This window comes from Streptomyces sp. NPDC047453, assembly GCF_040643155.1.
GTDB lineage: Bacteria > Actinomycetota > Actinomycetes > Streptomycetales > Streptomycetaceae > Streptomyces.
In genome coordinates, this window is record NZ_JBEYTS010000040.1 from 1 (window position 1) to 26,452 (window position 26,452).

Genomic DNA, 26,452 nt, shown 5'->3' on the forward strand with positions numbered 1-26,452 from the left:
CCCCGACGGACGCCGCCCTGGCCGCCGACCTGGCGCTGCCGATCGAGGAGCTGGAGCTCACGGTCCGCTCCTACAACTGCCTCAAGCGCGAGGGCGTCCACTCGGTGGGTGAGCTCCTGGCGCGCTCCGAGGCCGACCTGCTGGACATCCGCAACTTCGGTGCGAAGTCCATCGACGAGGTCAAGGCGAAGCTGGCCGGCCTGGGCCTGGCCCTGAAGGACAGCCCGCCCGGATTCGACCCGACCGCTGCCGCCTTCGACGCGGACGACAACGGGAACACGGGCTTCGTGGAGACCGAGCAGTACTGAACGCTGCGCCGGGACTCTTGCCTTCCGTCCCCCCGGGTGCGGCCGAGAACGCCGCCTGACGCGCTGCACCCCGGGGCACAGAACAGCCCCAGCGCAGCAACAGCCCCCCTGCCCGCGGAGAACCCGCGGGCAGGGGGCCTGACGCGCGAAGTCGCGGCAATGCATTGACTCTGCGACAACCCATTTCGCGCCGACTCGAGCGCGGTCGGTGAAGCGGCTTTGGGGTGGAGTTCCCATTGGAGGTTGTCAGCAGGACCAGTGCCAGCGTGCCGGGCTTGAGTGAATGCCGTGCGTGAGGCGTTGGGCCTCCTCTGCCTCGAGAACCATCCCCTTGCTCAACGTAATCGTGCAGCTACAGACGACCCGCACTGGCGGCATTTGGGTGAAATAAGACGATTGCCGCCGACCTCAGCCACAGCGCGGCATGGGTTTCCAAGCCCTCAGGCGCGTGCTTCAGCGGCCGTCCGGCGATCCGCCGGCGAACCCGCTCCGCTACCGTCGGCTCGACGACGGCGCCAGTTCTGTTCAGCAAGCCACCGGGGCTACTTGTGTTGGCTGCGGCTGTGCAGTGGCAGAGCGGCAAGCCCAAGCAGAGTGGCAAGTCCAAGCAGCAGGATCGCCTCGGACACGGGCTGCCTGGCGCGCCAGAGCTGGACCGCCAACCCGACCCAGGGCACGCGCAACCGTGCTACGCCTTGGAGCGCCGTGGGCCGGATCGGGGTGGAGTCCGGTGTGGAATTGGCGTCACCTTTGGTGATCAGGTCGTTGTTGGGAAGTACCTGGTAGACCCGATGGGTGAGCAGATGGCCAGGTCGGATGGGGTCCTGGGCCAGCACGATTTGACCCACCGCCGGCGTGCGGTTGCGCGGCGGTGGCTGGTAGAGGACGACGTCGCCCGGCATGAGGGCGGGACGCATGGAGCCGGACTGCACCACGCCCGCTGTCCAGCCCAGCGCCACCACGGGCAATTGCGCCCATAACAGCAGCCCAACCAGCGAGCCGAGCACGGTACGTGAGGTGACCGAGGTGACCACGCGGATCGGGTGCGGGGCACCCTCGGCCATGGGTTGACGGGGCGCGCCGGCGGCCAGGTCACTTGGGAGAGTCACTTGTGCTCCCGCGCTTCCCAGGTGAAGGTCACCTCGTTAGTGGTCACGCTTTGCGAGCTGTTGGGTGCGCTCCGGCTGAACTTCCACGCGAAGCGGAAGCTCAGCGAGTTGGGAGGCTTGCCGGGCAGGGTCCAGGGGCCCACGCCGGTGCGGAAGTCGGTGTACAGGGCGACGAACTGGTCCAGGGTGCCGTCGAACGCAGTCTTGTGCGGAGTGAAGCCGTTGCAGTCGCCGAAGGTGCCGCCGCTGCCTACCTCAATTTTGAGGTTGATGAAGGATTGGAAGTTGCTCGGCCAGTTCGGTGAGTTGCTGTACAGCTTGAGCGCGGTGGGGAAGTCAGCGTTCGACTTGATCCTGATGCAGTTGGAGCCTGTGTCGCCGGGTCGCATGTTGTCGATGCGGAACATGGGCACCTTGCTGTCGTTGGCCAGCCCCAGCGAGCCAGACTCCCACGTGTTGCCGCTGTTGCTGCTGGTCCCACTCCAGTCAGCGTTGGTGGCACTCCAGACCAGAGCACCGCTGAGCAGCAACCCGAGCGGAACGGGGGCCACCTGTGCCAGCACGTGCAGCCAGGGACGCCCCATCGGCCACTCCGTTCTATTCCGACAGTCCTGCACATATTGATGCATTCTGTCTCATCTGCGGCGGCGCCGCTCCGTGTAGCCATCCGGGCCCGATGGAGGCTCGAGCCTGTCCCGAGCGGGCGCCCTCGCCGACCTGCGCCTCCCCTCCGCGCCGCTCGCCGGACTGCACGGCGGGCCCGGCTTCCATCCCGATCAGGGCTGAGCGGCGGAGGCTCAGCGGCGAGGGATGCCGCCCAGCGCCGAGAGTGACTCCCCGAGGGCCCCGGGGCCGGTGGGGTGCGAAAGAAACGGAAGCTCATGTTCTATGACGTCGGTCACAGCGTTCCATCAATCAACCGGCACGCTTAGTAGACGTGACGCGGCAGGCATTTGAGGATTTGTCCATCTTTACCCGGATGTGGATCCCGCCGCGCATCCCGGGATTCCGCCCGGCCGACCTGCACGCCCGTTGCCCCGCGCTGTAAGGCTTCTGACGCCGCGGCAGCTTCCCCTCCTGCCGTCATGTGCGGACCGGAGACCCGTGCACTGCCCTGGCGAGGTCCCCGGGACCTACGAGGCGACGTAGTGGCGGGGCCCTTTGCGCTCCCTGTCGAGCCGTTCTAAGAATGACGACCCACAGGACGTCGCCGCAGTTCAGAACCGGTGTTCACGCAGGTCGACCGCGCACCGGGCGCTCGGCGTCACCGAGTGAGTAGGAGCCCCCCACATGAAGTCGTCCCGAACGTCCGCGAGACTCCTCGCCCTCGCTCTCGGCCTGGGTCTGGCCTCCAGCACGCTGGGCGCGGCGGTGCCGGCGAGTGCCCGGACGGCCGCCACCCCGTCCGCTGCCGCCGGTACCTCCGTGGCACGGTACGCCGGGTCGGTTGAGGAGGCCGCGAACCACAAGGCGTTCTTCGAGGCCGTGCTCAAGTCCGTCGCCGAGAAGCGCGTCGCCCAGCCGAACGCGCGGGCGGTGACTGTCTACTACGACGCCTCCCGGGCACCGAGCTTCCGTTCGCAGATATCGAGCGCGGCCTCGATCTGGAACAGCTCCGAGTCCAACGTCAAGCTCCAGGAGGCGTCGCGCGGCGCCGACTTCTCCTACTACGAGGGCAACGACCCGCGCGGGTCCTACGCCTCCACCAACGGCCACGGAAATGGCTACGTCTTCCTCGACTACGCCCAGAACCAGCAGTACGACTCGGTCCGCGTCGTCACCCACGAGACCGGGCACGTGCTGGGCCTGCCGGACAACTACAGCGGACCGTGCAGTGAGCTGATGTCGGGCGGCTACGCCGGCCCGTCCTGCACCAACCGCTACCCGAACGTCACCGAGCGCTCGCGTGTCGACCAGCTGTGGGCCACCGGACTCGCGCAGGACCCGGGCACGATGACCAGGCCCGCTGACCACCTGAGCACCGCACCGCCGGTACGGACTGTGGCGCCGAGCCACGGTCCATGGCATCGGCTCCACAGCAGGCCCTGGAGTTGATTGCGTTCCCGAGCGGGAAGCGGATCGCTGTCGAGGATGGCTTCAGCCACATGCTCAAGCCGGTCGTCTGAGCACTCTTGCAGGATGGCCGCGTCCCATCCGGCCGGTACGCAGGCGGTGCCGATCGAACCGTCTATCGCGGATGTCAAAGATCACCCGACGCCAACCCGTCAACCATCAACTGGGATTCGACACCGTGGCATGGGGCTTGAAGTCGTGTGCACAAGCTGGGAGTTCGATGCCCTGACGGTGTTCGAGCGGCAGGAAGAGCACCGGGCGGATGGACCAGGTGATACGCGTGCTGGCGTGGGTGATCGTCACCGTGCACGGTTCCTGGCGCAGTAGGGCGCGCTTGTCGCTTGTCTTGTCTTGTCGGCTCGCAGGTCAGACGCGGTTTTCGTTCCCACGACAGGCACGGAAGCGTCCTTGTCCTGCAGGCGACAAGCGACAAGGCAGGCGGGCGCCGGCGGAGCGGGCGACGGCTGCCGAGGGAGGAGCAAGAACTAAACAGAATGTGCAGCGTCCGCAGCGTCCGCTACCAAGGGCGCGTTTCCGCAGGTCACCGACCCCGCGCCCGCCAGCACTGTCACCCGAACGGCGCAACATGACGTGCCACCCACATGGGTGAGGATCAAGCTGACTAGTGCCCCAACCGAGGTAATCCGTGAAAGGGGAACCAAATGCGCATTCGACGAATCCTCGCCGCCGTCAGCGCCACGGCAGCCCTCGCCGGACTCGGCCTCACAGGCGCCGCCGCCGCCACCGCACAGGGTGCCCCATCCTCCGTCACCCCTTCTCAGTGCGAGGAGGGCGGCGGAACGCCCCGGATCGACTTGCCGGGCAACCCCTGCAAGGGCGGTAAGTACGACGGGCAGCCGGTCGACTAAACCCCACAAGGCGCCCCGCAGCCACGCGCCGCGGGGCGCTCCCGCGCGAGCGCAGCCCGGGAGAGTCGCAGGGACTGCGCCGACCCGTCGGGCACGCTAGTGCTGTGACCGGGTCCGAGTCGGCCCGGAAGCACGCGGCGGGCGGGAGCTCCGAATGCCGTCGCGCCGAGCGCAGCGAGCTGCCAAGGCTTGCGCGGCCGTAGGCCGGCCCTCGCGGAGTACCTCGGGCACTCCGATCCGGGGCTGACGCTGAAGGTGTACGCGCACCTCATGCCGAGCAGCCGGGAGCGGGCCCGGAAGGCTCTCGGGCGAGCGCTCCGGCCGCAGGGCCCGGGGGCCTGCGGGCCCAGAGAGGGCCCAAGCCGTGAAAATGCCCCTGAGTCGCGCCATCTGCGCAGCTCAGGGACATGATCACGAAAGCTACTTCTTCTTGCCCTGGTTCTTGACCGCCTCGATGGCGGCTGCCGCCGCGTCCGGGTCGAGGTACTTGCCGCCCGGGGTGACGGGGCGGAAGTCGGCGTCGAGTTCGTAGGAGAGGGGGATGCCGGTGGGGATGTTGAGGCCCGCGATGTCGGCGTCCGAGATCTGGTCGAGGTGCTTGACCAGGGCGCGCAGGCTGTTGCCGTGGGCGGCGACCAGGACCGTGCGGCCGGACAGGAGGTCGGGGACGACCGAGTCGAACCAGTACGGGAGCATACGGACGACGACGTCCTTCAGGCACTCCGTCTGCGGCCGCAGCTCCGGCGGGAGGGCCGCGTAGCGCGGGTCGGAGAACTGGGAGTACTCGGCGTCGCGGTCCAGCGGCGGCGGCGGGGTGTCGTAGGAGCGGCGCCACAGCATGAACTGCTCCTCGCCGAACTCCTGAAGGGTCTGGGCCTTGTCCTTGCCCTGGAGAGCACCGTAGTGGCGCTCGTTCAGGCGCCAGGAGCGGTGGACCGGGATCCAGTGGCGGTCGGCGGCCTCCAGCGCGAGCTGGGCCGTGCGGATCGCGCGCTTCTGGACGGAGGTGTGGACCACGTCGGGCAGCAGGCCGGCGTCCTTCAGCAGCTCACCGCCGCGGACGGCCTCCTTCTCGCCCTTCTCGTTGAGGTTGACGTCCACCCAGCCGGTGAACAGGTTCTTCGCGTTCCACTCGCTCTCGCCGTGGCGGAGCAGGATCAGCTTGTACGGTGCGTCGGCCATGCCTCAGAGCGTAATCCACGCATTCGGCCCCCTGCCCCGGCGCCCAGCAGGCGGACGGCGGGCGGACGGCCACCCCACGACGGTGGCCGACAGTTGACGGCTTCTGCTAATTCAGTGGTCCCGCGCGACCCCCTGCTCGTAAGTTGTGCTCGCTACTTAAGCCGCTTACATCCCCGGGGGGTCGTCCATGTCCGTCGCCAGTCTCAGACGCGCCGCCCGCGAGACCGTCTCCGGGCTCCCCCGTGAGTTCTGGTGGCTGTGGACCAGCACCCTCGTCAACCGGCTGGGCGCCTTCGTCGCCACGTTCATGGCGCTGTACCTGACCCTCGGCCGCGGCTACTCCGCCTCGTACGCCGGTCTGGTCGCCGCGCTGCACGGGCTCGGCGGGGTCGTCTCCTCGCTCGCCGGGGGCGTGATGGCCGACCGGCTCGGCCGGCGGCCGACCCTGCTCGTCGCCCAGGCCTCCACCGCCGTGTCCGTCGCGGCGCTCGGGTTCGTCCAGGATCCCATCGCCATCGCCGCCGTCGCCTTCCTGGTCGGTATGACCAGCAACGCCTCCCGGCCCGCCGTGCAGGCGATGATGGCCGACATCGTGCGGCCCGAGGACCGGGTCCGCGCCTTCTCCCTCAACTACTGGGCGATCAACCTCGGCTTCGCCGTCTCCTCCATGGCAGCCGGCTTCATCGCCGAGTACAGCTATCTCGCCGGCTTCCTGATCGAGGCCGCGATGACGATGGCCTGCGCGATCGTCGTCTTCCTGAAGGTGCCCGAGTCCCGGCCGGACCCGGACGCGCACGTGGGCCACGAGGGCGGCGGCGACGCCGTCCGGCTGTGGACCGTCCTGCGGGACGGGCGGTTCATGGGCGTCGTCGGGGCGTCCTTCCTGATCGCCGTCGTCTTCCAGCAGGGGGCGGTCGGGCTGCCGGTCGCCATGGGCCGGGCCGGGTTCACGCCCGCCGACTACGGCATGGCCATCGCCGTCAACGGGGTCCTGATCGTCGCCCTGCAGATCCCGGTCACCCGTTTCATCGAGCACCGGGACCCCGGGCGGCTGCTGATCGTCTCCTCCCTGCTCGCCGGGTACGGCTTCGGGCTCACGGCGTTCGCCGGATCGGTCGGCGTGTTCGCGCTCACGGTGTGCGTGTGGACCCTCGGCGAGATGATCAACGCGCCCACCCAGACCGGGCTGGTCGTCCGGCTCTCCCCGGTGCACGGGCGCGGGCGCTACCAGGGCGTCTACACCCTGTCCTGGTCGGTGGCCGCGCTGGTCGCGCCCCTGATGTCCGGTGCCGTCATCGACCGGCTCGGCGCCGAGTGGCTGTGGGGCATGTGCGCGGCCGTCGGCACGGCCGCCGCCCTCGGCTACTGGGCCCTGATGCGCCGCCTGCCGAAGACCGAGCCGACCACCGTGGAGTCCCGCACCGAGCCTCGTACCGAGGTCGGCACCGCGTGAGGCAGGCAGCCGTGCCAGGTGCCTACGGGTGCATCCGCGCGCCCTTCAGCACCTTGTCCACCGCGTTGCGCGGGCCGTGGACCGCGAGCCCCACGAGGTCCAGCTCCCCGGTCGGCACGGCCCGGACCACGGCCCGGTTGTCGCGGTCGTTGCCCGTGGTGAACAGGTCGGAGGTGAAGACGGCGCGCGGCAGGGACCGGGACAGGGCCCGCCCGTGCGCCGCGGTCAGCGTCTCCTTGGTGCCCTGGAAGACCAGCACCGGCTGGCGGAACATCGGCAGGTACGGCACCTCGTCGGCGTCCTCGTACGGTTCCCCGATGACCTCCGGGACCGTCGTGCCGAGGCCGCTGACCAGGAACGCGGTGACGTTCAGGCACTGCCAGGGCTCCAGGTCCTCGCGCAGCAGGACGGCGATCTTGGTGTCGAAGCGGATGGGCTGCTCGTCGTTCATGGGACGAGACTCCCGAACGCCGTACCGCGCCGTCTTGTACGTTCTTTGCATGGCCCCGCAGCGGAACGTCTCCGCCTGGCGCCCGCGTGTCCCGGGCGTCGTGGAGGTGTTCCACGCGCACTTCACCGAGTACGCCTATCCCATGCACGTGCACGAGGCGTGGACGCTGCTGATCGTGGACGACGGCGCCGTACGGTACGACCTGGACCGGAACGAGCACGGCACCCCGCACGACACCGTGTCCCTGCTGCCGCCGCACGTCCCGCACAACGGCTCGCCCGTCGACCCGGGCGGCTTCCGCAAGCGGGTGCTGTACCTGGACGCCACCCACCTCGGCGACGAGTTCATCGGGGCGGCCGTGGACGGGCCGGACCTGCGCGATCCGGTGCTGCGCCGGCGGGTCGGGCAGGTGCACACCGCGCTCGCCCTGCCCGGTGACGAGCTGGAGGCGGAGAGCCGGCTGGCGCTCATCGGCGAGCGGCTGCGCGCCCATCTGCGGCCGCGGCTCGCCGTCGGGGCCCCGCGCCGCGACCCCGCCCTCGCCCGCCGGCTGCGCGAACTGCTCGACGAGCGGGTGCCGCAGGGCGTCACGCTCGACGAGGCCTCGGCTCTCGTGCAGGCCCATCCCACCCACCTGGTACGGGCGTTCAGCGGCGCGTACGGCATCGCTCCGCACCAGTACCTGATGTCGCGCCGTGTCGACCGCGCCCGCAGGCTGCTGCTGGCGGGGCAGAAACCGGCCGAGGTGGCCGCCGAGACCGGCTTCTACGACCAGGCCCATCTCACCCGGCACTTCAGGAAACTCGTGGGGGTGACTCCGGGGCGGTACGGCCGCGGGACCTCGCACGGCAAGCACGGGAAGTGACGTGATCCCACGACCGCGGCGAGGGCGGGGTCAGTCGGCCGGACGCTGCGTCAGGTGCGCGAACGCCTCGAGGTTGCGGGTCGATTCGCCGCGCGAGACGCGCCAGGCGTACTCGCGGCGGATCGCCGAGGCGAAGCCGAGTTCCAGCAGGGTGTTGAAGCTGCCGTCGGCCGCCTCCAGGACCTGGCCGAGCAGCCGGTCGACCTCGTCGGCGGTCACGGCGGCCAGCGGCAGCCGGCCGGTGAGGTAGACGTCACCGAGCTGGTCGACGGCGTAACTCACGCCGTACAGCTTGAGGTTGCGCTCCAGCATCCAGCGGTGGACGGCGGGCTCGTTCTCGTCGGGGTGGCGGATGACGAAGGCGTTCAGGGAGAGCGAGTGCCGGCCGACGATCATCGACAGGGTGGTCGACAGCTTGCGGGTGCCGGGTAGCTTCACGACGTAGCTGCCGGACCGCGGGCTCTCCCACTCCAGTTCGGCGCCCTTGAGGACGTCCTCGACGACCCGCGTCGCGCGCTGCTGCTCCGCCTCACCCGTGGCACCCGTGGCGCTACCCATGGGGCGAGCGTACGCGACGCCGGTGGGCCTGCAACGCGGCCGTGTACACGTCGGCCGTGGCGGCCGCCGACGCGTCCCAGCCGAAGGACCGCGCGTGCCGGGCGGCGGCGGCGCCCATCCGGTCGACGAGGTGCGGGTTCTCCGCGAAGCGGTGCAGCAGGTGCGCGTAGTCGGCCGGGTCGTGGCCCTGGACCAGGAATCCGGTCTCGCCCTCCCGCACGGCCACCGGCAGCCCGCCGACCGAGGCGGCGAGGACCGGGGTGCCGGTCGCCTGCGCCTCTATCGCGACCAGGCCGAAGGACTCGCTGTAGGAGGGCATGACCAGGACGGACGCGGCCCGGAACCAGTCGGCGAGCCGGTCCTGCCCGACCGGCGGGCAGAACCGTACGACGTCGGCGATGCCGAGCCGGGCGGCCAGCTTCTGCAGGCCCTCCGGCTTGGCGAGGCCGCTGCCGCTCGGGCCGCCGACGACGGGTACGACGATGCGGGAGCGCAGCTCGGGCCGTCGGTCGAGGAGGACGCCCACGGCCCTCAGCAGCACGTCGGGGGCCTTGAGCGGCTGTATACGGCCGGCGAACAGCGGGATCAGGGCGTCCTGCGGCAGGCCGAGGCGGGCGCGGGCGGCGGCGCGGCCGTCGCCCGGGCGGAAGCGGGTGAGGTTCACGCCGGGGTGTACGACGGCGACCTTGGCGGGGTCGGCGCTGTAGTGCCGTACGAGTTCGCCGGCCTCCTCGTCGGTGTTGGCGATCAGCCGGTCGGCGGCGGCGACGATCTGGGTCTCTCCGATGACGCGGGCGGCGGGCTCGGGGGTGTCGCCCTCGGCGAGGCTGGCGTTCTTGACCTTGGCCATGGTGTGCATGGCGTGCACCAGGGGGACGCCCCAGCGCTGGGCGGCGAGCCAGCCGACGTGGCCGGAGAGCCAGTAATGGGAGTGGACGAGGTCGTAGTAGCCGGGGCGGTGCCCGGCCCAGGCCTGCATCACGCCGTGTGTGAAGGCGCACAGCTGGGCGGGCAGGTCCTCCTTGGCCAGGCCCTCGTAGGGGCCGGCGTCGACGTGCCGGACGAGGACGCCCGGGGCGAGTTCGACGGCGGGCGGCAGGTCTCCCGCGGTGGCCCGGGTGAAGACCTCGACCTCGACGCCCTGGGCGGCCAGACGCTGGGCGAGCTCCACGATGTAGACGTTCATGCCGCCGGCGTCGCCCGTGCCGGGCTGGTGGAGCGGTGAGGTGTGCACGGAGAGCATGGCGACGCGCCGGGGCCGGCGGTGCAGCCGCAGCCGCGCGGGTGCCGTCGGGGAACGACGCCCGAGCCTGCTGACGTACTGGCTCACGTGGCGTTCCTCCTCGTTGCGGGCATGCCGTACGGGGGCGCCGAGCGCCCTCCAAGACCCAACGCCGGAGCACCTGACTCCATTTCCGCTACCGGTTCCTTTGCCCAATCATTACCGGCCCTCGCTCAACCGTTCGACCCCGAGACGCGTAACGCATGCGCGCCGAGCGCCCGAGCACGGCGTGAACACCTACGCGCAATCAGCGCCGCGAACGCACCGCGGGTACCGCAGATCCAGAGCGTGACGCACGCGTGCACAACCTGCCGGAAAGGCCGCCCGGGCACGACCCGCGGGGTTCCTACGGGGTGCGTGGTACGTCCGTGCGGTGGGGGTCGGCGGGCGCCATACCCTCGTATGCATGACATCCCGCGCAGCGACCCTCCCCCACTCTCGGCTTCGCTCGAGCGGCGGGACCCCCATCGTGGGAACGGTGACGCGCGGGACGACCAACCCCAACCGGCTCCGCCGCATGGACCGCTGGATCGCGGCCGTGCACGGCGCCGAGTTGCGCCGGGCCGCCGATCCGGTGGCCGTCGACCTCGGCTACGGCGCCGCACCCTGGACGGCGGTCGAACTGCTCCACCGACTGCGTACCGCAGCCCCACGCGCGCGCGTGGTGGGCGTCGAGATCGAACCGGCCAGGGTCGCGGCCGCGAAACCGTACGAGCGCGACGGGCTCGTCTTCCGGCACGGCGGCTTCGAGGTCCCCGTCCCGCAGCGCCCGCACCTCATCCGCGCGGCCAACGTGCTGCGGCAGTACGACGAGGAAGAGGTCGCCGCCGTCTGGGAGCGGCTGCGCACGCGACTCGCCCCGGCGGACGGGCACTCGCGCGGAGGCCTGCTGGTCGAGGGCACCTGCGACGAGATCGGCCGCCGGCACGTGTGGGTCGCGCTCGGCCCGGAGGGCCCCCGCACGGTGACCTTCGCCACCCGCCTCGGCTCCCTGGACCACCCGTCCGACCTGGCCGAACGCCTCCCGAAGGCGCTCATCCACCGCAACGTCCGCGGTGAGCCGGTGCACGCCTTCCTGCGCGACTTCGACCGCGCCTGGGCGAGCGCCGCGCCGTACGCCTCCTACGGCGCGCGCCAGCGTTGGATCCGCACGGTGCGCGACCTGACGGCCGACTGGCCGGTGACGGACGGCCCGTCGCGCTGGCGCCAGGGCGAAGTGACCATCGACTGGCAGGCGTTGGCGCCGCGCAACTGACTGCGGGCCGCCGCACGGCGGCCCGCGCGACCGGCCGGCGGCGGCGCGCGCATCCGCCGTGACCTGCGGGGAACGATCTTTGCGGATCGTTCGTCACACAGACGGGGAGATCGCCGGGAGATCGCCACACCTCTGTCGCTTTGCGCCGAGTCGTGGCACGATCACCCGAGCGTCCGCATGTTACTGACGGTTAATAAGCTGGGGGGCCGAATATGGGACGGCGCAGGCACACCGTGCTCGCGGCGGCCGTGACCGTGGTCTGCGCGGTCACGCTGCTGGGAGCGCCGGGCACCGCGTTCGCGCGCGCACTGCCGGACCCGGCCCCGTCCGCCTCCCCCGCTCCCTCGCCCTCCCCCTCCGCCACGCTCGCGCCGGACAAGGACCTCCAGGCCGTCCGCGCCAAGCTGGACAAGCTGTACCACGACGCGGCCGTCGCCACCGACGCCTACAACCTGGCCAGGGAGCAGGCGGAGAAGCAGTCCGCCGAGATCACTGATCTGACCCGGAAGATCGCGGACGAGCAGCGGAAACTGGACGGCCTGAAGGAGCGCGCCGGCGCCGCGGCCCGCGCCCAGTACCGCACGGGCGGTCTGCCGCCCGAGGTCCAGCTGATGCTGAGCAGCGACCCGCAGATCTTCTTCGACGGCGCCGGCCGGGTGCTCCAGGGCCAGCGGGCGACCAAGGGCCTGATCGAGGAAACGGCCCGAGCTCAGCAGGACTTGAAGCTGTACGCGGACGACGCCGCCAACCGCTGGCGGAAGCTGGAGGCGGGCCGCAAGGCCAAGGCCGCGGCGAAGAAGCGGATCAAGCAGCGGATCAAGGAGGCCGAACAGCTCGAGGCCACGCTGGAGAAGCGGCAGCGCGAGCGCCTCGCCGAACTGGAGCGGCAGGCCGCCGATCAGGCGCAGTCGGCCTGGCTGGGCACCGGAATCCTCGACGAACTCAACGGCAAGGCGTCCGCGGCGGGCAAAAAGGCGGTCGAGTTCGCCACGGCCCAGCTCGGCAAGCCGTACGAGTGGGGCGCCGAGGGCCCCCGGACGTACGACTGCTCGGGGCTCACCTCCCAGGCCTGGTCGGCGGCCGGGCATCCCGTCCCGCGCACCTCGCAACAGCAGTGGAAGCAGCTGAAGCGTGTGGATATCAAGGACATGCGGCCCGGCGACCTGATCGTCTACTTCGGCGACGCCAGCCATGTCGGGATGTACGTCGGCGACGGCACGATCGTCCACGCCCCGCGGCCGGGACGCACGGTGACGCTCGCCGGGGCGGGCACGATGCCGATCCTGGGCGTCGTACGGCCCGACACGGACTGAGACTCCGGGCCCCGGGCCGGCCCCCGGTGACCCCGGACACGTGACCGATCGCACCCCCGGCCGCCGCCAAACCCGCGGGAGACGTGACCTTCGTCATTCCGCCCCCGGCGGCGTCGTGTCCAACTCCGGTAGGGATCGCGGCATATGACAGCGGCGAAAGCCGGAGCGACGCGCCTCACACCATTCCCCCGCGGCGCCGACTACCGCTAATGTCCCCGTCGGCGGCGCGAGGTCCCTCGTACCCGCCATGCCCTCGGGGGGAGGGAAGGAACCCAGGACAATGCCCGTGCCCGTACCGCGGCAGAGGACAGTCCCGGCCGCGGAGTGCGACCAGACGCAGACCGCGTCCCACGGCGACGGCACCTCCGCAGCGCAGACCCCGCGTAAGGAAGCAACGGTCGAGAAGGACAACCGCGCCAGCACCCAGGCCAACGGCACCCAGCTCACGCTGCTGCTGATCGAGGACGACCCGGTCGGCTCGCCGATGGTGCCCGAACTGCTCGACGCGTCCGGCAAGCCGATCCGCGTGCGCAGGGCCCGCAACCTGACCGAGGCCGAGCGGCTGCTCACCGACGACGTCCACTGCATCCTGCTGGACCTCGCCCTGCCCGCACCCGGCCGGTCCGCGGGCGACGACGACGAGCTGGCCGTGCTCAGGCACGTACTCGAACTCGCGCCCCGGCACGCCGTCCTCGCGCTCACCTCCTCCGGTGACGCCGAGCGCGCCGCCCAGGCGGTGCGGGTCGGCGCCCAGGACTACCTGTTCCGCGACGAGCTGGACGGGCGGCTGCTGAGCCGTGCGATCCGGTACGCGGTGGAGCGCAAGCGCTCCGACACGGCCGAGCGCAGGCTCGCCGAGGGCAGGCTGCGCGCGCAGGAGAATCGGCGTCTGGAGCGGGGCCTGCTGCCGACCCCCCTGCTGGACGGGTCCACGCTGCGCTTCGCCTCCCGCTACCGCCCCGGCCGCTCGCGCGCGCTGCTCGGCGGCGACTTCTACGACGCCGTCCGCACCCCCGACGGCACCGTGCACGCCATGATCGGCGACGTCTCCGGGCACGGCCCCGACGAAGCGGCGCTGGGCGTGGAGCTGCGTATCGCCTGGCGGGCACTGACCCTGGCGGGACTGTGCGGGGACGAGCTGCTGGGCACGCTCCAGCAGGTGCTGGAGCACGAGCGCTCCGACGACGAGATCTTCGCGACCCTGTGCACGGTGGACATAGCGCCCGACGGGCGCCGCGCGGGACTGTGCCTGGCCGGTCACCCGTCACCGCTGATGATCACGCCCGGCAAGCCCGCCCGGCTGCTGCCGTACGAGAACAACGGCCCCGCCCTCGGTCTGCTGCCCGGTGCCCGCTGGCCCCGGATGCAGGTGGAGCTGGGCGCCGAGTGGAGCCTGATGCTCTACACCGACGGCCTGATCGAGGGCCGGGTCGGGGATGAAGGGGAGCGGCTGGGCCAGGACGGCATGGTCGAGGTGGTCCGCCGCCAGCTCGACCAGGGTCTGCGCGGGGAGGGGCTGCTGCGGGCGACGGTGAACGAGGTGCGCGGACTCAACGGCGGCGAGCTCACCGACGACGTGGCGGTGGTTCTGCTGGACCGGGAGCCGTAGGCAACCGGAGCCGGGGCCGGCCGGCGGTTCAGCGACCGCCGTTGTAGGGCCCGTACGGGCCGTCGCTGCTGCTGCCGCGGCGGCGCCCCCACCCGTTCCCGCCGGAGACCTGCTTGAGCGCGGGCCGTACGTCGACGATGTAGACGATGCTCGCGATGACGCCGATGATCGGCAGGAACGAGAAGATCGAGAACAGGTAGCTCACGGCGAGCGCGATACCCAGGATGATCAGCCAGAACATCTTGTTCTGCTTGTCGGCCGCGCGGAAGGCGTCCTCGCGCCGGAACGCGGCGTCGAACAGCCCGAACGCGGCCAGGGCCATCAGGACGATCTTCAAAATCCCCAGGAGCCCCTGGAAGCCCAGCATCAGCATGTAGCCCACCGCCCGTTCTCTCCCGATTCCTACGCGGCCACCGTACCCGTAGAACGGGCCGGACACCCCAAGGGTGCCCGGCCCGGGTGCCCGTCGCCCATACGGGTGAGGCGATCGGGTGTGTCGCCGCCTGCCCGGCACCGCCTGCTTGACGGGCAGGATCGCCGCCTACTTGGCGGGCGGGGTGGTCTTCTTCGCCGTGGGCGGGGTCTTGCGCTCGGCCGGACCCTTCTTCGCCTGGTTCTTCTTGGCCGTGATCGGCGTGGCCCCGGTCTCGGCGGACTCCTCCTCCTTGACCACGACCGGCTCCGCCTTCGGCTCGGGCTGGGGCTCGACGGCGACGGCGAGCTCCTCGACACCCCCGGCGATGTCCTCGATGCCCTCGGCGGCCTGGCCGCGCCAGGTCTTCACGGCCTGCTCGCCGTGCTCGGCGACCTTCTCGTAGGTCTCACGGGCCTTGACGGCGTACTCGGCGGCGACGCCGACGCCGCGCAGGGCGAGGTCCTGGGCGCTCTCGCCGAACTTCTTCAGATCGGCGTCGAGGTTGGTGCCGAGCTTCTTCAGGTCGGTGTCGAGGTAGTGCAGGAAGTCGGTGACCTTGGTCTGGAGGTTCTCCTGCGTCTCCTTGACGCGGACACCGGCCTCCTTGGCACGGGCGGTGGCCCGCTCCTGGACGGCCTTCGGGTCGGTGTGGCGCACCGCGTCGATACGGGCCGGGGCCTCGGCGCGCAGCTGGTCCACCAGGGCGGGCACCTTCTTGGCCTGCTGGAGGGCCAGGTCCGCGGTGCCCGCGGCGAAGTAGAGCGGCGTGGGGTCGCTGAGGGTCTTGCGCAGGTCGTCGGTGATGGCCATGGTGATACTTCTCCCGGATCGCATGTGGCTGAGGGTTTTGGGTTTCCGCGGTGGTCGGGCCGGGCGCCCGGCCCGTACGGGCCGTGACCGTGGGATCGCTGGGATCACTCGGCCACCTCCAGCGGATCGGCGTCACTGCCGCCGGACGTACGGGTACGGCGCCGCCCGTCGGGGGCGGGCCGGCCACCGTCCGCCTCGGCGGCGGGGCGGAAGGGTATGGAGCCGCCGTCGGCGCCGGTGCCGTCGTCCGCCGCGCGGGTGCCGTGGGCTGTAGTGCCGCCGGTGCCGCCGTCCTGGGCCGCCCGCTCACCGGAACCGTCCGTCTCGGCGGTCCCGAACCCGTTCTCCTTGCGGAAGGACTCGTAGATCTGGAGCAGCACCTGCTTCTGCCGCTCGTTCAGCGACGGGTCGGACAGGATGACGGCGCGCGTCTCCACGTCGTCCCGGTCCCGCTCGGCGTCGAGGATCCCGGCCCGCACGTACAGCGTCTCGGCCGAGATCCGCAGCGCCTTGGCGACCTGCTGGAGCACCTCCGCGCTCGGCTTGCGCAGCCCGCGCTCGATCTGGCTCAGGTACGGATTGGACACGCCGGCGGCGTCGGCGAGCTGCCGCAACGACAACTGCGCGTTGCGCCGCTGCTCGCGCAGGTACTCACCGAGATTGCCGACGTTGAGCGTTGCCATGCCTCCACCTTGCACCACCCCTGCTAACAATTGCAAGCAACCCGCTTGCAAGAGTGTGTCCCGGCGGTCGGGAACGAGGTCGCCGGGTGCGACGGAACCATGTGCGAAGGGCCTGACGTCGGCCCTGACGGAGCGCGGCCGGCGCCAAGCCTCCCTGCTCGGTGAACGGCTCCGGAGCACCCCGCTGTCGGCGATCCACCACGGGCCGCTGCCCCGGGCGCGGCAGACGACCCAGCTGATCAGCGCACAGCTCGGCGACGTCCCGCCGCATCCGTCGGAGCCGGCCGGCGACTACGTCCCCCACCTCCCTGCGAAGGAGGAACTGCCGCCGGACGCGGCTGACGCCATGCTGGGCTTCCTCGCCCGGGTCCCGCAGGAGGAGCGCGACCGCGGTCCGGCGCCGGCCCGGGAAGCACTCGCGGAATTCACGGGGCCGGCCGACGGCGATCGCCCCCGCCATGAGCTCGTCGTCACGCACAACTTCCTCATCGGCTGGCTGGTCCGAGCCGCCCTCGACGCGCCCGAGTTGCGCTGGATGGGCCTCGACCACGGCAACGCGGCACTGACGGTCGGTCGTCCGCTATGCACCCGGCAGGCCGTCCTCCGTGCTCGTCCACAACGACATGCGGCACCTGCCCGTTGAACTGCGCTGGGCCGGCTTCCCGCCCGACTCCACATCTGACCAAGGGGGCCGTTCGCGAGCCGCCGCATGGCGGCCGCCGGCAGACCGGATTCCCGGCCCCGTCATGGCCTCCTCAGGCCAGAGCCCGGGCAAGGTACGGGTTCGCCGTGGCGCGGACGGTCAGGCCGAGGAAGCCCGTGGCCTCCGCGAGGGTCATCGCGTAGGAGTCGACGGCTCGGCGGACGTTGGGGGCGTCCAGGCTCGCTCCGGTCACCAGGCGGTCCAGGTCCACGTAGGCGGAGCGGACGGTCTCCAGCCGCTGGTACACGCGCCAGTCCTGGCGCCAGCCGGCCGTGTACTCGGCGGGCAGGCGACGTTCCCAGCGCCTGAACATGCGTTCGCGGATCTCCGGGCGGGTCGGCGTGAGGTGCATGTGCCGGACCAGGTCGTACAGCGGGTCGCCGATCAGGGCCATCTCCCAGTCGATGACGGTGAGAGCGAGGCGGTCCTCGCGGCGTACGAGGTTCCACGGGTTCAGGTCGCCGTGCAGGAGCGACGGACAGCGGGGGCTGACCACCCAGAACCGGGAGAGGATCTGCCTGAGCCGGGAAGCGCCGGGCAGGCCGAGGAACCGGGCCAGCTGCCGCGACTCCTTGGGCAGCTTGTCCACCAGGATCACCAGCTGGTCGCACAGCCAGGTGAAAAAGGCCTCCTTGCCCGCGACCGGGTCGAGTTCCCGGTAGTCCACACCGGTCAGCGCGCACAGTTGGTCGACGAGCGCGTCCGCCTCGTACGGTCGCAGGCCATGCTCCGGATGGCTGGGCCGGCGGTCGGGGTCCTCGGGGCCGACGTACGTGTGGATGGCACAGGGCTCCCCCCGGTGACTGCGGCCCAGGGCGAGGACCTTCGGCGCCGCCACCGGGACGCCGGACTGCTCGATGGCCCGCAGTACGGCATGCTCGCTGAGGAAGCTGGGCTCGCGGCGGCAGACGTTCGCCACCTTGCGGCGTACCACCACTGGAACATCCAACTCGGGCACGCGGACCACCGAGTTGAGGTGGGTGGTGCCCTTGAGCACCCACCGTGCCGGGGCCGTCCCCTCGGCAAGCAGGGCGTGGCGGATCGCGGAGTCGGGGAAGTCGGGCCGCTCCGGAAGGCGCGGGTCCCACGACCAGGAGACCGTCTCCGCGGCCTGCCTGGCACCGCCGGTCCGCCCCGCCGTCCGGGAGGCCCGCCAGCGGAAGAGGATGCGTTCGATCTGCGCGGTGTCCGGAACGTTCCTGAGTCCGAGCGGTTCGGCGGCGGCCTCCAGCGCCCGCTGGACGGACGCCGTCGCCTCGTCCAGGCTCTTCTGGTCGGGCGCGTCCTCCAGGGCTCTCGCCGCCCGCATCACGTCCGGGTAGACGGACTGCGCCCGCTCGAAGGCGACGTAGTGCCGCAGGTCCTTGCCCAGGCCGTTGACGGAGGCGGGACGGATCCGGTTCATGGCCTCGGCCCAGGCGTCGATCACCTCGTGCCACTGGTGACCCGGATACTGCATGCGGACCAGGTGCGTCGCGAGGTCGTGCAGCGGGTCGCCGTAGGTCGCCAGCTCCCAGTCGACGCAGATGAGGGCCGGATCACCGTCGTACGACATGATCAGGTTGTCGCGGTGCAGGTCCGCGTGGAGCAGGCTGTACGGCCGCCTGGCCATGGCGGGCACGCGCTCGGCCAGTTGGATCAGAGCGTCTTCGGGGATGCCGAGGGCCGCGAACAGCCCACCGAAGTCCTGCCAATTGGCCTGCCTGATCTGCCGGTCCGCGAGCCGCGCCAGCGTCTGCAGGAACGCCTGGCTGTCCTTGTCGTTGCGTGGCCACTCGGGCGGCAGCGGAGGCAGTACCTCCCTGCGGACCTGGGTCATCCGGGCGAGCAGTTCCGCCAGCGCCTTGACCAGCAGCGTGTCGACCGGCTTGCCGTTGCCGCAGACGCTGGACAGCGGAACACCCTCGACGTAGCTGTGGATCGCGAAGGAGTCCTGCTTGACCAGGCACTCCGGAACGTTGGGCAGCACGCCTCTGACGGTGTCGAGGATGTCGGCCTCGTTCTTCCAGGTCCTGATCACCACGGGCAGCACCTGGGCCCGGCGGATGCGCACGGTCACCGACGCGCCGGCCTCCCTGCCCAGCAGCCGCGCCATGCGTTCCGTCAGCGGCAGCACGTGGTTCTGGTTGTGATGGCCACTGCTCGCCCGGCCCAGCGTGGCCGCGAGCCGCACGAACGCCCTGACGTCGCGGAGGCCGTGTTCCCCGAGAAAGGGACGCGGAGGAGGTGCGCCCACGGCCGCTCCAGTTGCTCAAGCACTCAGAAGGAAATGATGGTGTGAAAAAAGGTACGCCACGCCCCACAAAGGACACGATCGGAGCGCACCCGACGTCGGCACAACGGGTGGTGTGCCCCTGCCTGTGGTCTCCGGCCTGCGTCGCACCTTCGAGGTCGCCTTGCACCCCACCTCTTGCGTGCCATACATGCGAAGCGGAGCTGTTGCTCATGCGGTGCGCGCATGCTACAGCACAGCCATGCGGCGGCTGTGCCGCCCGCGTCATTCCGACAGCAGCACCCACACGGACTCGAACCACGACTGCATCGAGGTCACGAAGACCGACCCCGGCGAATCGGCGTTCGCGTCGCGCACGTGGTGGGTGAGGGTCGACCCGAGCCCCAGGACGTCGAGCGCCCTGATCTCGTCGCCGGTCTCGAGCACCACGGGGCGTTCGATCACCTCGTACGGCCCGAAGAGGACCTCCGTGCCGTTGAGGACGTAAAGCTTGAAGGCCGGGGTCAACGGTGCATGCCGGATCTGTACGTCGACCGCGGGCACCAGTTGTTCCGTCCGCAGGTCGCGCAGCACACTGCGCAGCGAGTCCGTGTGCCGCTCCGTGATGGCGAGCAGGCGGTCGCGCAGGCGGGGGGCGTTCTCGTCGTCCATGGCCCGCGGGTAGGGCAGCGGCAGCGACGTGGCCGGCAGGAGCATGCGCAGAACGATGCTCCGGGGCCGAATGAAGCCGCCCCTGATGCGTTCCGCCTGGAGCCGGATGTGCGCGTCCAGCGACTCGGACGTCAGCGTGTAGACGTCCAGCCGCACTTCGGGCTGTTCGAACGCCTCGCTGATGAGCGGACCCAGTGTGACGCCACGGGGCGACCGGGTGGCCTTGGCCGCCGAGGACAGTATGCGCTGGTTCTTGATGACGCGGGTGCCGCTGCCCTGCCGGGACTCCGTCCAGCCCTCGTTGCTCAGTTCCCGCAGCACTCGCTGGACGGTGTCCCTGGAGACGCCGAACTCCTCCGCGAGATCGCGCTGGGAGGGCAGGAAGGAGCGCACGGGGTACGTGCCGCCCGCCATCCGAGCCCGCAACTCGTCGGACACCCGGCGGAACTCCCTGCCCCCGCCGTCGATCACGCGTTCCTCGCCCACAACCTGACGGTACCGCCGGCAGCCCGCCAACAAACCGGCCTTTCGGCCTTGCCGGCAGTCAATCCGGCCTGCCGCGTTAAGCGATCAGCAGGACAGGGGACATCCATTCCAAGACAACCAGCCCAATTGGCCTGCTGGTTGGCCGCCTCACTGAAACTGGAAGGGTTGGTGGGGAACGTGGTCCTGCTGCAAATGCTCCGGATCCTGGGGGAGTTCCTCCTGACGAACGAGGCGCGGGCCCGGCTTGGCGTGCTGGGACTGGCCCTACTGGTCGCGATCACCGTGGGCATACGGGCCCGCGACACCCGGCTCGCGGTCGGTGCGGCCGTCGCCTTCACCTTGCTGATGACTCAGGCCTGAACCGGCGGGGCGCTCAGGCCCGATCCCGCAGGATCCGCAGTACCGGCTCCAGGGAGTCCACGACCACCGTGGCGCCCGCCTCCCTGAGCAGTTTCTCCTTGCGACCGTTGCGGGCGTAGCCGAGGAAGGGTACGCCGGCCCGCAGGGAGGCCTCGTGGTCCGTGGGGGTGTCGCCGATCATCAGGGCCTGCGCGGGCGAGGCGCCCGTGGCGGTGAGGGCGCGGTTCAGGCAGTGGGGGTCGGGCTTGAGAGGTTTCAGGTCCCGGGTGCGTCCGTACACGTGGGGGGCGAAACAGCCGCCGAGGTCGCGGCCGTCGAGGTACTCGTGCACCACGAGGGGCGAGTTGTTCGTGGTGATGGCCAGGCGCGAGCCCAGGGCCTTCCAGGTGCGGATCAGCGGGTCGGCGTACGGAGTGGGCAGCGCGGAGGCAACGGCTCGCAGTTCCTCCTCGGTCAGCCGCTCCTCCAACTCCGTGACGAGGTCGCTGCCGGGGCGCCGGCGGTCCACGGCGCGCAGGACTACGTGCGGGTCCAGCGACTGCCGTTCGGAGTCGGTCAGCAGGCCGTGCTCGCCCTGGCCCTCCAGCCACCGCACCAGTTCATTCGCCACCCCCTCCGCCGAGTGTCCGGCGAACAGCCGGCAGATCGGCCCGTCGAAGTCCCAGAGCACGACACGGGCATCCGCGATCAGGTTTCGCAGTTCCTCGGTCTCATTTCCGGTCTCAGCTGTCACCGCTTCGGTCTGCGTCGCATCAGAAGTCACTAGGAGAGTGTCAGATCCGAAGTAATGGTTTCCCAGAGGGCGTCGAACCACTTCTGCGATTCCGTCACGAACGCGGCGTCGCGCTGCCCGGTCGCCTTCTCGAAGGAGAACAGCAGGGACTCCGTGCCGAGGACGTCGTACATGTCCAGCGTCCCGTCGTCCGCTCGCTCCTCGCGGCGGGTGACCATGTAGTACGCGATCAGCGCCTCGGCGCCGTTGAGCAGGTAGAGCTTGACCGGCGGCGTGAAGGGCAGCGCGCGGAAGGTGACGCGGACGTCGATGCCGTGGGTGGCGCGCAGGGCCTTGAGGTTGTGGCTCAGGACGTGGCCCTGGGCGTTGCGCTGGGCCAGCCAGCGCTGGTGGACCGGGTCGTCCTCGCTCGGCCGGTCCACCGAGATCGGGAAGGCCAGGTCGATGTTGCGGGACGGCAGCAGGATGCGCACGTCGATCGACTCGGGGCGCAGCCGGCCCTCGTGGATGAGGCGCAGGGGCTCGCCGACGGCGACCATCAGGGTCTCGGCCGTGAGGCAGGCCGCATCGATCCTGACCTGCCGGGCGGAGAAGGCCTCCACGAGCCGGGGCGCGAGGCCGACCATCGTCGGCTGCGGCTCCACGCGGCCGGCGACGGGCACGGCGACGCGCGGCGGACTGCCCTTGGTCACGTTGCTGAGCAGGCCGTCCCCCTGGAGCACTCGCAGGGCCTGGCGCACGGCGCCGCGCTCCACTCCGAACTCCTCGGCGAGTTCGGCCTGGGTGGGCAGGCGGTCGCCCGGCCGGAGCTCGCCGGTGCGGATCCGTTCCCGCAGGGCCTCGGCGATCTCCTGGGGCGAGCTTCTCCTGCTGCCGTTCACGGTCACGCTCTCCTGGGTCACAACCAAACGGTACAACTTTGCTCTATCTAAAGGCAGTTGTTTGAAACTTGTTTATAGATAGCTGCCAAGTGGGGACAACTAAAGCAGAGTTGGTGACCAACTTGATGGAGTTGGTGGAAGTTTTCACCCTCTCCCCGACACCCCCCACGCCCGTCCCGGCACCGCAACCGTCCGAAGGGGGAATCGCCATGCCTGCTCTCGCTCTTGTGTCAGCCATCTTCGTCGTCGGCTTCGAGGAACTCGTGCAGTGGAAGTACGGCGCGATGGGCATCATCGGCCTGCTGCTGCTCACCGTCGGCATCAAGGCCAGGAACCCGACCCTCAGCTCCGTGGGGGCCGTGGTGCTGGCGGTGCTGCTCGCGGGGCCCGCCCTGTGACACACGGATCCCCAGCGTCCGGGCCACTCCCCGTGGGAGGCGTCAGCTCGTGAGCAGCAGCTCCGAACTGATCGTCTCCCACAGTGCGTTGAACCACACATGGGACTGCTCGACGAAGGTCGTGTCACGCGGGTCGGCGCCCTGCTCGAAGGCGAAGAGGATGGACCGGGTGCCCTCCGCGTCGTACAACTCCAGGTGTTCGTGGTCGATCTCCTGCTCACGCCGCCGCAGCGTGTAGTACGCGAACAGCGCCTCCCTGTCGTTGAGCAGGTACAGCTTGACCGGCGGGGTGAAGGGCAGGGCGCGGAAGCTCACGCGCACGTCGATGCCGTGGGTGGCGCGCAGGGCCAGCAGGTTGTGCTTGAGCACCTGGCCCTGGGCGTTGCGCTGGGCCAGCCACCGGCGGCGCAGCCGGCCGGCGTCGGAGGCGTCCACCGGCGCAGGGAAGGCGAGGTCGATGTCCCGGCTGGGCAGCAGCACACGGACGTCGATCTTGGCCGGTTTCAGTCGCCCGGCGTGGATCTGCCGCAGCGGCTCGCCGATCGCCAGGGTGAGCGAGATCGCGGTCAGGCACAGGGCGTCGATCTCGACGTGAGGGGCGCCGAAGGCGGCCGCGATACGGGGCGCGAGGGCGGCCGTGGTGGGCAGCGGCGGGGCGGCGGGGCCGGTCAGGGCCCCCACCGGGCCGGCTGCGACGGTCGCCGGGCTCCCCTTGGACACGTTGGTGAGCAGGTGCTCCGACTGGAGGATGCGCAGGGCCTGGCGCACGGCTCCGCGCTCGACACCGAACTCGTCGGCCAGCCTGGCCTGGGTGGGCATGCGCTGGCCCGGCCGCAGCACTCCGGTCTTGATCCGGTGCCGCAGTTCGTCGGCCACCTCGCGGTGTGACCTCTGTGGCCGCTGTGACCTCTTCCGCCCATTGGCGGAGGCGTGTTCCGGGTCCACGGCCAAACAGTACAACTTCCCGCCATCTTCCGGCAGTTCGCTGCAAGGTGGTTATGAGCCGCTTCCAAGCGGAGATAACAGCAGTGGAGTTGGTAGCCAACTTGAGCGACATGGCCAAACTTTCCAAGTGTTGGCCACCAGGGTGACGGTTGGAGGACGTACGACCGTGCTCCCTTCCGGAGGGGAGCCGGGAGCTCGGTCGGTCGGCACGCCAACGGGGAGCGGCAGCCGCAGTCCGGCACCGCACGGCACAGCCACAACTGAACAGCCGGCGCACAGCCGGCACGGTCGGCACAGCCACAACCGAACAAACCGCACAGCCACAACTGAAGACCGTCTCGTACAGCCACAACCGAACAGCAGGCTACGGATGCGTCATACCTGTCACCCGCCACCGGCAGGAAGGAGCGCTCAGAACATGTCCGGGCACCAAGGCCGCCTGGACGTACGCAGCAGGGCGTCCGCCCCTCGGGCGGCGCCCGCTCGTTCTTCCCGGACCCGACCCAGCGCGGCGAGCCGCACCGCCGACTCGTCGCCGAGCCACAGGGCCGCCAACTGAGCCACGTCCAGCGTCAGATCGGCGCTCTCCGCCGTCGGCGTGCAGATCCCTCCGGCGGGCGACGCCTCCAGCCGCCAGCGCCCGCCGGCCATTCCGGCCCGGTCCAGGACCTCCAGCACCAGCGTTCCCGTGCCCTCGTACGCCCGCGCCTCCAGGGCCCGTACGACGTCGAGGATCCGCACCCACAGCCAGTCCGCGTGCGTGGTGGCGGTGGCGGCGCGCGGGTCCGGCAGGAAGTGCGGGAGCAGGTCGTCAGGGGCCCGCCAGCCGCTCCTGACCTTCATGATCCAGTCGATCGAGCACAGGTGGAGCCACAGCGCGCGCTCGGCGGCCGGGGTCACCGCGATCAGATTCTTCACCGTGGCCGTGTTCAGCGGCTGCTTGGCGTCCGACCAGGTCTCGTCGCAGTGGTACACCGCCAGCCCCTCGACCGTGCCGTCCGCCGCGCGGTAGACGGCATGGAAGGGCTCGGTCCAGGGGCGGCCGTCCGGGCGCAGAGCGCCGGTGGTGACCTGCCACCAGCGCTCGGAGCGGTCGATCGCGCCGGGCTGGACGCGGCGCAGCCGCTCGTGCAGCTCCGGGCCGAGCTTGCGCACGTCGTCGACGTCCACGAGATCGACCCGGCCGCCGTCCTCCGGACCCGCCCGGCGCGTGTCGAGTCCGGCCCGGGGCACGTCGATCGTCCACTCGGTCATCCAGGTGGCCGGCCCGAAGCCGTAGCGGCCGTAGATCGGGTACTCGGCGGCGAGCAGGGTCGCCACGACGTCACCGCGCTCCTTCGCGGCCGCCAGGTCCTGGGCCATCATCCGGGTCAGCAGGCCGCGGCGGCGGTGGGTGGCGGTGACGGTCACATTGGATATGGCGTCGGCGGGAACGGTTGCACCGCCCACGGCCGTGAGCTCCTGCGGGAAGGACCGGAACGTCGCCACGCACCGGCCCGCGTCGAAGGCGCCGAGGGTGCGGGACGGCTCGATGTACGAGCGCCGGTCGGCGATCTCGGCGTCGGAGACGCCGGGGGGACGCAGGAAGCCGGTGTTCAGGGCGCGGACCCAGTCGGGGATCTCGGCGTCGGTGATGGGGCGTACGTCGATATCGGGGCTGGCGGCAGTCATGGGGTGACAGTAGGGGGCCGGGGGCGGGGTGTCGCGATGTTTTCCTCGCCCCGCCGCCCCGGCCTCGTCCCGACTCCGTGCCGTCCCGCAAGGGCTGCTTCGCCGGGGTCAGAAGGCCGCCCGGATCTCCCCCACCTGCCGGCCGCCGCCCAGCAGCGGGGCGTGCCCGATGCGTTCGAGCACCGGGGCGTCCAGGCCCATCAGGGTCAGGGCGCGGGCCAGCACCGGGCCGAGGGTCCTCGTGCCGCCGTCGTCGATCTTGAAGGCCAGGGCGCGGCCGTCCGGGAGGGCGACGGCCTGGACGGCCTCCGCGCCCATCTTGGACAGGGCACCGGGGACCTCGCGCATCAGCCAGGTGTCGGGGCGGCGGGTGCCGGCGACGTACTCGGGATGGGCGCGCATGGCGTCCGCGACACGGCGCTCGGGGGTGCCGGGTGCGGCGAGGACGAAGGCGCGGTAGGCGCGGGCCAGGCCCGCCAGGCTGATCGCCGCCAGCGGCGCGCCGCAGCCGTCCGTGCCGACCGCCGCCACCGGCTCGCCCGCCGCCTCCTCCACAACGGTGTGGACGATCCGCTGGAGCGGGTGCTCGGGGTCGAGATACGACTCCAGCGGCCAGTCGCGCAGCGCGCACGCCGCCAGCATCGCGGTGTGCTTGCCGGAGCAGTTCATCACCACCCGGTCGCGCACCGACCCGGCGGCCAGGTAGGTCTCCTTCTCCTCCGGGTCCAGCGGCAGGTCCGGCGGGCACTGCAACTGGGCCGGGGTCAGCCCGTGCTCGCCGAGCATCTTGTGGACCAGGTCGCGGTGGAAGACCTCCCCGGAGTGGCTGGCCGCCGCGAGCGCCAGGCGCTCACCGGCCAGGTCGAGCCCGGCGCGCAGCACCCCCGCGGCCTGCATCGGCTTGTTGGACGAGCGTGGGAAGACCGGCGCGCTCACGTCCCCCAGCGCGCGCTCCACCGAACCGTCCGCGGCCAGCACCACCAGGCTGCCCCGGTGCCGCCCCTCCACGAACCCCGAGCGGACCACCTCGGCGAGTACGGGCGGCACCGCGTCCGAAGCGCCGGACGCGGACGCAGGGGCGGAGGACGGCACGGCGGAGGGGGCTGTGGACGCGGACATCGGCGGTGGCCTTCCGGGCGACAGGCGGAAAACAAGC

Annotated in this window: 27 protein-coding genes and 2 pseudogenes; 12 read left to right on the forward strand and 17 right to left on the reverse strand. The window is 70.9% G+C overall.

The genetic code is table 11. The features are described 5' to 3' along the window. A partial coding sequence (locus tag ABZ818_RS28055; RefSeq protein WP_358909748.1) for a DNA-directed RNA polymerase subunit alpha C-terminal domain-containing protein occupies nucleotides 1-308 on the forward strand: 308 nt, incomplete at its 5' end. Between the two features lie 542 nt (nucleotides 309-850). On the opposite strand, the gene ABZ818_RS28060 is transcribed toward ABZ818_RS28055, so the two are convergent. Both ABZ818_RS28060 and ABZ818_RS28065 read right to left on the reverse strand, forming a co-directional pair. Further along, entirely contained in the window at nucleotides 851-1,372 is a 522-nt protein-coding gene (locus tag ABZ818_RS28060) for a signal peptidase I (RefSeq protein WP_361420275.1), read from the reverse strand. 41 nt (nucleotides 1,373-1,413) lie between these two features. Beyond that, nucleotides 1,414-2,001, reverse strand: coding sequence for a hypothetical protein (locus tag ABZ818_RS28065; RefSeq protein WP_361420278.1), 588 nt, complete (start codon nucleotides 1,999-2,001; stop codon nucleotides 1,414-1,416). A 706-nt stretch (nucleotides 2,002-2,707) separates the two neighbouring features. Here ABZ818_RS28065 and snpA point away from each other — a divergent pair. After that, nucleotides 2,708-3,472 (forward strand): snapalysin, encoded by a 765-nt coding sequence (gene snpA / locus ABZ818_RS28070; protein WP_361420281.1) that lies wholly within the window; start codon nucleotides 2,708-2,710, stop codon nucleotides 3,470-3,472. Between the two features lie 177 nt (nucleotides 3,473-3,649). On the opposite strand, the gene ABZ818_RS28075 is transcribed toward snpA, so the two are convergent. Beyond that, nucleotides 3,650-3,793, reverse strand: coding sequence for a hypothetical protein (locus ABZ818_RS28075; protein WP_361420284.1), 144 nt, complete (start codon nucleotides 3,791-3,793; stop codon nucleotides 3,650-3,652). 359 nt (nucleotides 3,794-4,152) lie between these two features. On the opposite strand from ABZ818_RS28075, the gene ABZ818_RS28080 reads away from it, so the two are divergent. Together ABZ818_RS28080 and ABZ818_RS28085 are read left to right on the forward strand one after the other, a co-directional pair. Next, a complete protein-coding gene (locus ABZ818_RS28080; protein ID WP_361420287.1) occupies nucleotides 4,153-4,359 on the forward strand; it encodes a hypothetical protein in 207 nt (68 codons plus the stop codon). Between the two features lie 207 nt (nucleotides 4,360-4,566). Beyond that, nucleotides 4,567-4,770: pseudogene (locus tag ABZ818_RS28085) on the forward strand (integrase); the annotation flags it as partial. A gap of 9 nt (nucleotides 4,771-4,779) precedes the next feature. Here the strand turns inward: ABZ818_RS28085 and ABZ818_RS28090 are convergent. Further along, nucleotides 4,780-5,541 (reverse strand): phosphoglyceromutase, encoded by a 762-nt coding sequence (locus ABZ818_RS28090; RefSeq protein WP_361420290.1) that lies wholly within the window; start codon nucleotides 5,539-5,541, stop codon nucleotides 4,780-4,782. A 187-nt stretch (nucleotides 5,542-5,728) separates the two neighbouring features. Between ABZ818_RS28090 and ABZ818_RS28095 the strand changes: the two genes are divergently transcribed. Then, on the forward strand, nucleotides 5,729-6,994 hold the full coding sequence (locus tag ABZ818_RS28095; RefSeq protein ID WP_361420293.1) for an MFS transporter: 1,266 nt from the start codon (nucleotides 5,729-5,731) through the stop codon (nucleotides 6,992-6,994). 22 nt (nucleotides 6,995-7,016) lie between these two features. Here ABZ818_RS28095 and ABZ818_RS28100 read toward each other — a convergent pair whose 3' ends face one another. Next, on the reverse strand, nucleotides 7,017-7,445 hold the full coding sequence (locus tag ABZ818_RS28100) for a DUF2000 domain-containing protein (RefSeq protein ID WP_361420296.1): 429 nt from the start codon (nucleotides 7,443-7,445) through the stop codon (nucleotides 7,017-7,019). A 49-nt stretch (nucleotides 7,446-7,494) separates the two neighbouring features. On the opposite strand from ABZ818_RS28100, the gene ABZ818_RS28105 reads away from it, so the two are divergent. After that, nucleotides 7,495-8,310, forward strand: a complete 816-nt coding sequence (locus tag ABZ818_RS28105; RefSeq protein ID WP_361420299.1) for an AraC family transcriptional regulator — start codon at nucleotides 7,495-7,497, stop codon at nucleotides 8,308-8,310. A gap of 30 nt (nucleotides 8,311-8,340) precedes the next feature. Here the strand turns inward: ABZ818_RS28105 and ABZ818_RS28110 are convergent, their stop codons facing one another. Beyond that, nucleotides 8,341-8,868, reverse strand: a complete 528-nt coding sequence (locus ABZ818_RS28110; RefSeq protein WP_361420302.1) for a YbjN domain-containing protein — start codon at nucleotides 8,866-8,868, stop codon at nucleotides 8,341-8,343. Continuing rightward, nucleotides 8,861-10,198, reverse strand: a complete 1,338-nt coding sequence (mshA, locus tag ABZ818_RS28115; protein ID WP_361420305.1) for a D-inositol-3-phosphate glycosyltransferase — start codon at nucleotides 10,196-10,198, stop codon at nucleotides 8,861-8,863. Before mshA ends, ABZ818_RS28110 begins: the two co-directional genes overlap by 8 nt. 469 nt (nucleotides 10,199-10,667) lie before the next feature. On the opposite strand from mshA, the gene ABZ818_RS28120 reads away from it, so the two are divergent. The 3 genes from ABZ818_RS28120 (at nucleotide 10,668) to ABZ818_RS28130 (ending at nucleotide 14,327) form a co-directional block, all read left to right on the forward strand. Beyond that, nucleotides 10,668-11,405 carry a class I SAM-dependent methyltransferase gene (locus ABZ818_RS28120; protein WP_361420468.1) on the forward strand — a complete coding sequence of 246 codons (738 nt, stop codon included), beginning with the start codon at nucleotides 10,668-10,670 and terminating at the stop codon, nucleotides 11,403-11,405. Nucleotides 11,406-11,617: 212 nt separating this feature from the next. Next, complete coding sequence (locus ABZ818_RS28125) at nucleotides 11,618-12,718, forward strand: NlpC/P60 family protein (protein WP_361420308.1); 1,101 nt, start codon at nucleotides 11,618-11,620, stop codon at nucleotides 12,716-12,718. A 280-nt stretch (nucleotides 12,719-12,998) separates the two neighbouring features. Next, nucleotides 12,999-14,327, forward strand: coding sequence for a fused response regulator/phosphatase (locus ABZ818_RS28130; protein WP_361420311.1), 1,329 nt, complete (start codon nucleotides 12,999-13,001; stop codon nucleotides 14,325-14,327). 28 nt (nucleotides 14,328-14,355) lie between these two features. Here ABZ818_RS28130 and ABZ818_RS28135 read toward each other — a convergent pair whose 3' ends face one another. The 3 genes from ABZ818_RS28135 to ABZ818_RS28145 all read right to left on the reverse strand — a co-directional run bounded on the left by ABZ818_RS28135 (nucleotide 14,356) and on the right by ABZ818_RS28145 (nucleotide 16,235). Next, complete coding sequence (locus tag ABZ818_RS28135; RefSeq protein WP_361420471.1) at nucleotides 14,356-14,700, reverse strand: DUF2516 family protein; 345 nt, start codon at nucleotides 14,698-14,700, stop codon at nucleotides 14,356-14,358. A gap of 168 nt (nucleotides 14,701-14,868) precedes the next feature. Beyond that, entirely contained in the window at nucleotides 14,869-15,552 is a 684-nt protein-coding gene (locus ABZ818_RS28140) for a hypothetical protein (protein ID WP_361420314.1), read from the reverse strand. Nucleotides 15,553-15,656: 104 nt separating this feature from the next. Next, nucleotides 15,657-16,235, reverse strand: a complete 579-nt coding sequence (locus tag ABZ818_RS28145) for a helix-turn-helix transcriptional regulator (RefSeq protein WP_361420316.1) — start codon at nucleotides 16,233-16,235, stop codon at nucleotides 15,657-15,659. Nucleotides 16,236-16,353: 118 nt separating this feature from the next. Between ABZ818_RS28145 and ABZ818_RS28150 the strand changes: the two are divergent. Next, a pseudogene (locus ABZ818_RS28150) lies at nucleotides 16,354-16,906 on the forward strand (histidine phosphatase family protein); the annotation flags it as partial. An 84-nt stretch (nucleotides 16,907-16,990) separates the two neighbouring features. Here ABZ818_RS28150 and ABZ818_RS28155 read toward each other — a convergent pair. Together ABZ818_RS28155 and ABZ818_RS28160 are read right to left on the reverse strand one after the other, a co-directional pair. Continuing rightward, entirely contained in the window at nucleotides 16,991-19,033 is a 2,043-nt protein-coding gene (locus ABZ818_RS28155; RefSeq protein ID WP_361420474.1) for an aminoglycoside phosphotransferase family protein, read from the reverse strand. Between the two features lie 402 nt (nucleotides 19,034-19,435). Then, nucleotides 19,436-20,308 (reverse strand): winged helix-turn-helix domain-containing protein, encoded by an 873-nt coding sequence (locus ABZ818_RS28160; protein WP_361420319.1) that lies wholly within the window; start codon nucleotides 20,306-20,308, stop codon nucleotides 19,436-19,438. 177 nt (nucleotides 20,309-20,485) lie between these two features. On the opposite strand from ABZ818_RS28160, the gene ABZ818_RS28165 reads away from it, so the two are divergent. Continuing rightward, the gene (locus ABZ818_RS28165; RefSeq protein ID WP_361420322.1) at nucleotides 20,486-20,668 is read left to right on the forward strand and encodes a hypothetical protein; all 183 of its coding nucleotides are present in this window, start codon (nucleotides 20,486-20,488) and stop codon (nucleotides 20,666-20,668) included. Nucleotides 20,669-20,681: 13 nt separating this feature from the next. On the opposite strand, the gene ABZ818_RS28170 is transcribed toward ABZ818_RS28165, so the two are convergent. Further along, complete coding sequence (locus tag ABZ818_RS28170; RefSeq protein WP_361420325.1) at nucleotides 20,682-21,401, reverse strand: HAD family hydrolase; 720 nt, start codon at nucleotides 21,399-21,401, stop codon at nucleotides 20,682-20,684. A 29-nt stretch (nucleotides 21,402-21,430) separates the two neighbouring features. Continuing rightward, a complete protein-coding gene (locus tag ABZ818_RS28175) occupies nucleotides 21,431-22,309 on the reverse strand; it encodes a GntR family transcriptional regulator (RefSeq protein ID WP_361420328.1) in 879 nt (292 codons plus the stop codon). Nucleotides 22,310-22,491: 182 nt separating this feature from the next. Here ABZ818_RS28175 and ABZ818_RS28180 point away from each other — a divergent pair, with 182 nt between their 5' ends. Next, nucleotides 22,492-22,680: a hypothetical protein gene (locus ABZ818_RS28180; protein WP_361420331.1), complete on the forward strand. Its 189-nt coding sequence runs from the start codon at nucleotides 22,492-22,494 to the stop codon at nucleotides 22,678-22,680. 42 nt (nucleotides 22,681-22,722) lie between these two features. On the opposite strand, the gene ABZ818_RS28185 is transcribed toward ABZ818_RS28180, so the two are convergent. The 3 genes from ABZ818_RS28185 to ABZ818_RS28195 form a co-directional block, all read right to left on the reverse strand. Further along, nucleotides 22,723-23,631: a winged helix-turn-helix domain-containing protein gene (locus tag ABZ818_RS28185; RefSeq protein ID WP_361420334.1), complete on the reverse strand. Its 909-nt coding sequence runs from the start codon at nucleotides 23,629-23,631 to the stop codon at nucleotides 22,723-22,725. Between the two features lie 405 nt (nucleotides 23,632-24,036). Next, on the reverse strand, nucleotides 24,037-25,296 hold the full coding sequence (locus tag ABZ818_RS28190) for a GNAT family N-acetyltransferase (protein ID WP_361420337.1): 1,260 nt from the start codon (nucleotides 25,294-25,296) through the stop codon (nucleotides 24,037-24,039). 108 nt (nucleotides 25,297-25,404) lie between these two features. Further along, nucleotides 25,405-26,415 (reverse strand): asparaginase, encoded by a 1,011-nt coding sequence (locus ABZ818_RS28195; RefSeq protein WP_361420340.1) that lies wholly within the window; start codon nucleotides 26,413-26,415, stop codon nucleotides 25,405-25,407. Nucleotides 26,416-26,452 lie beyond the last annotated feature (37 nt).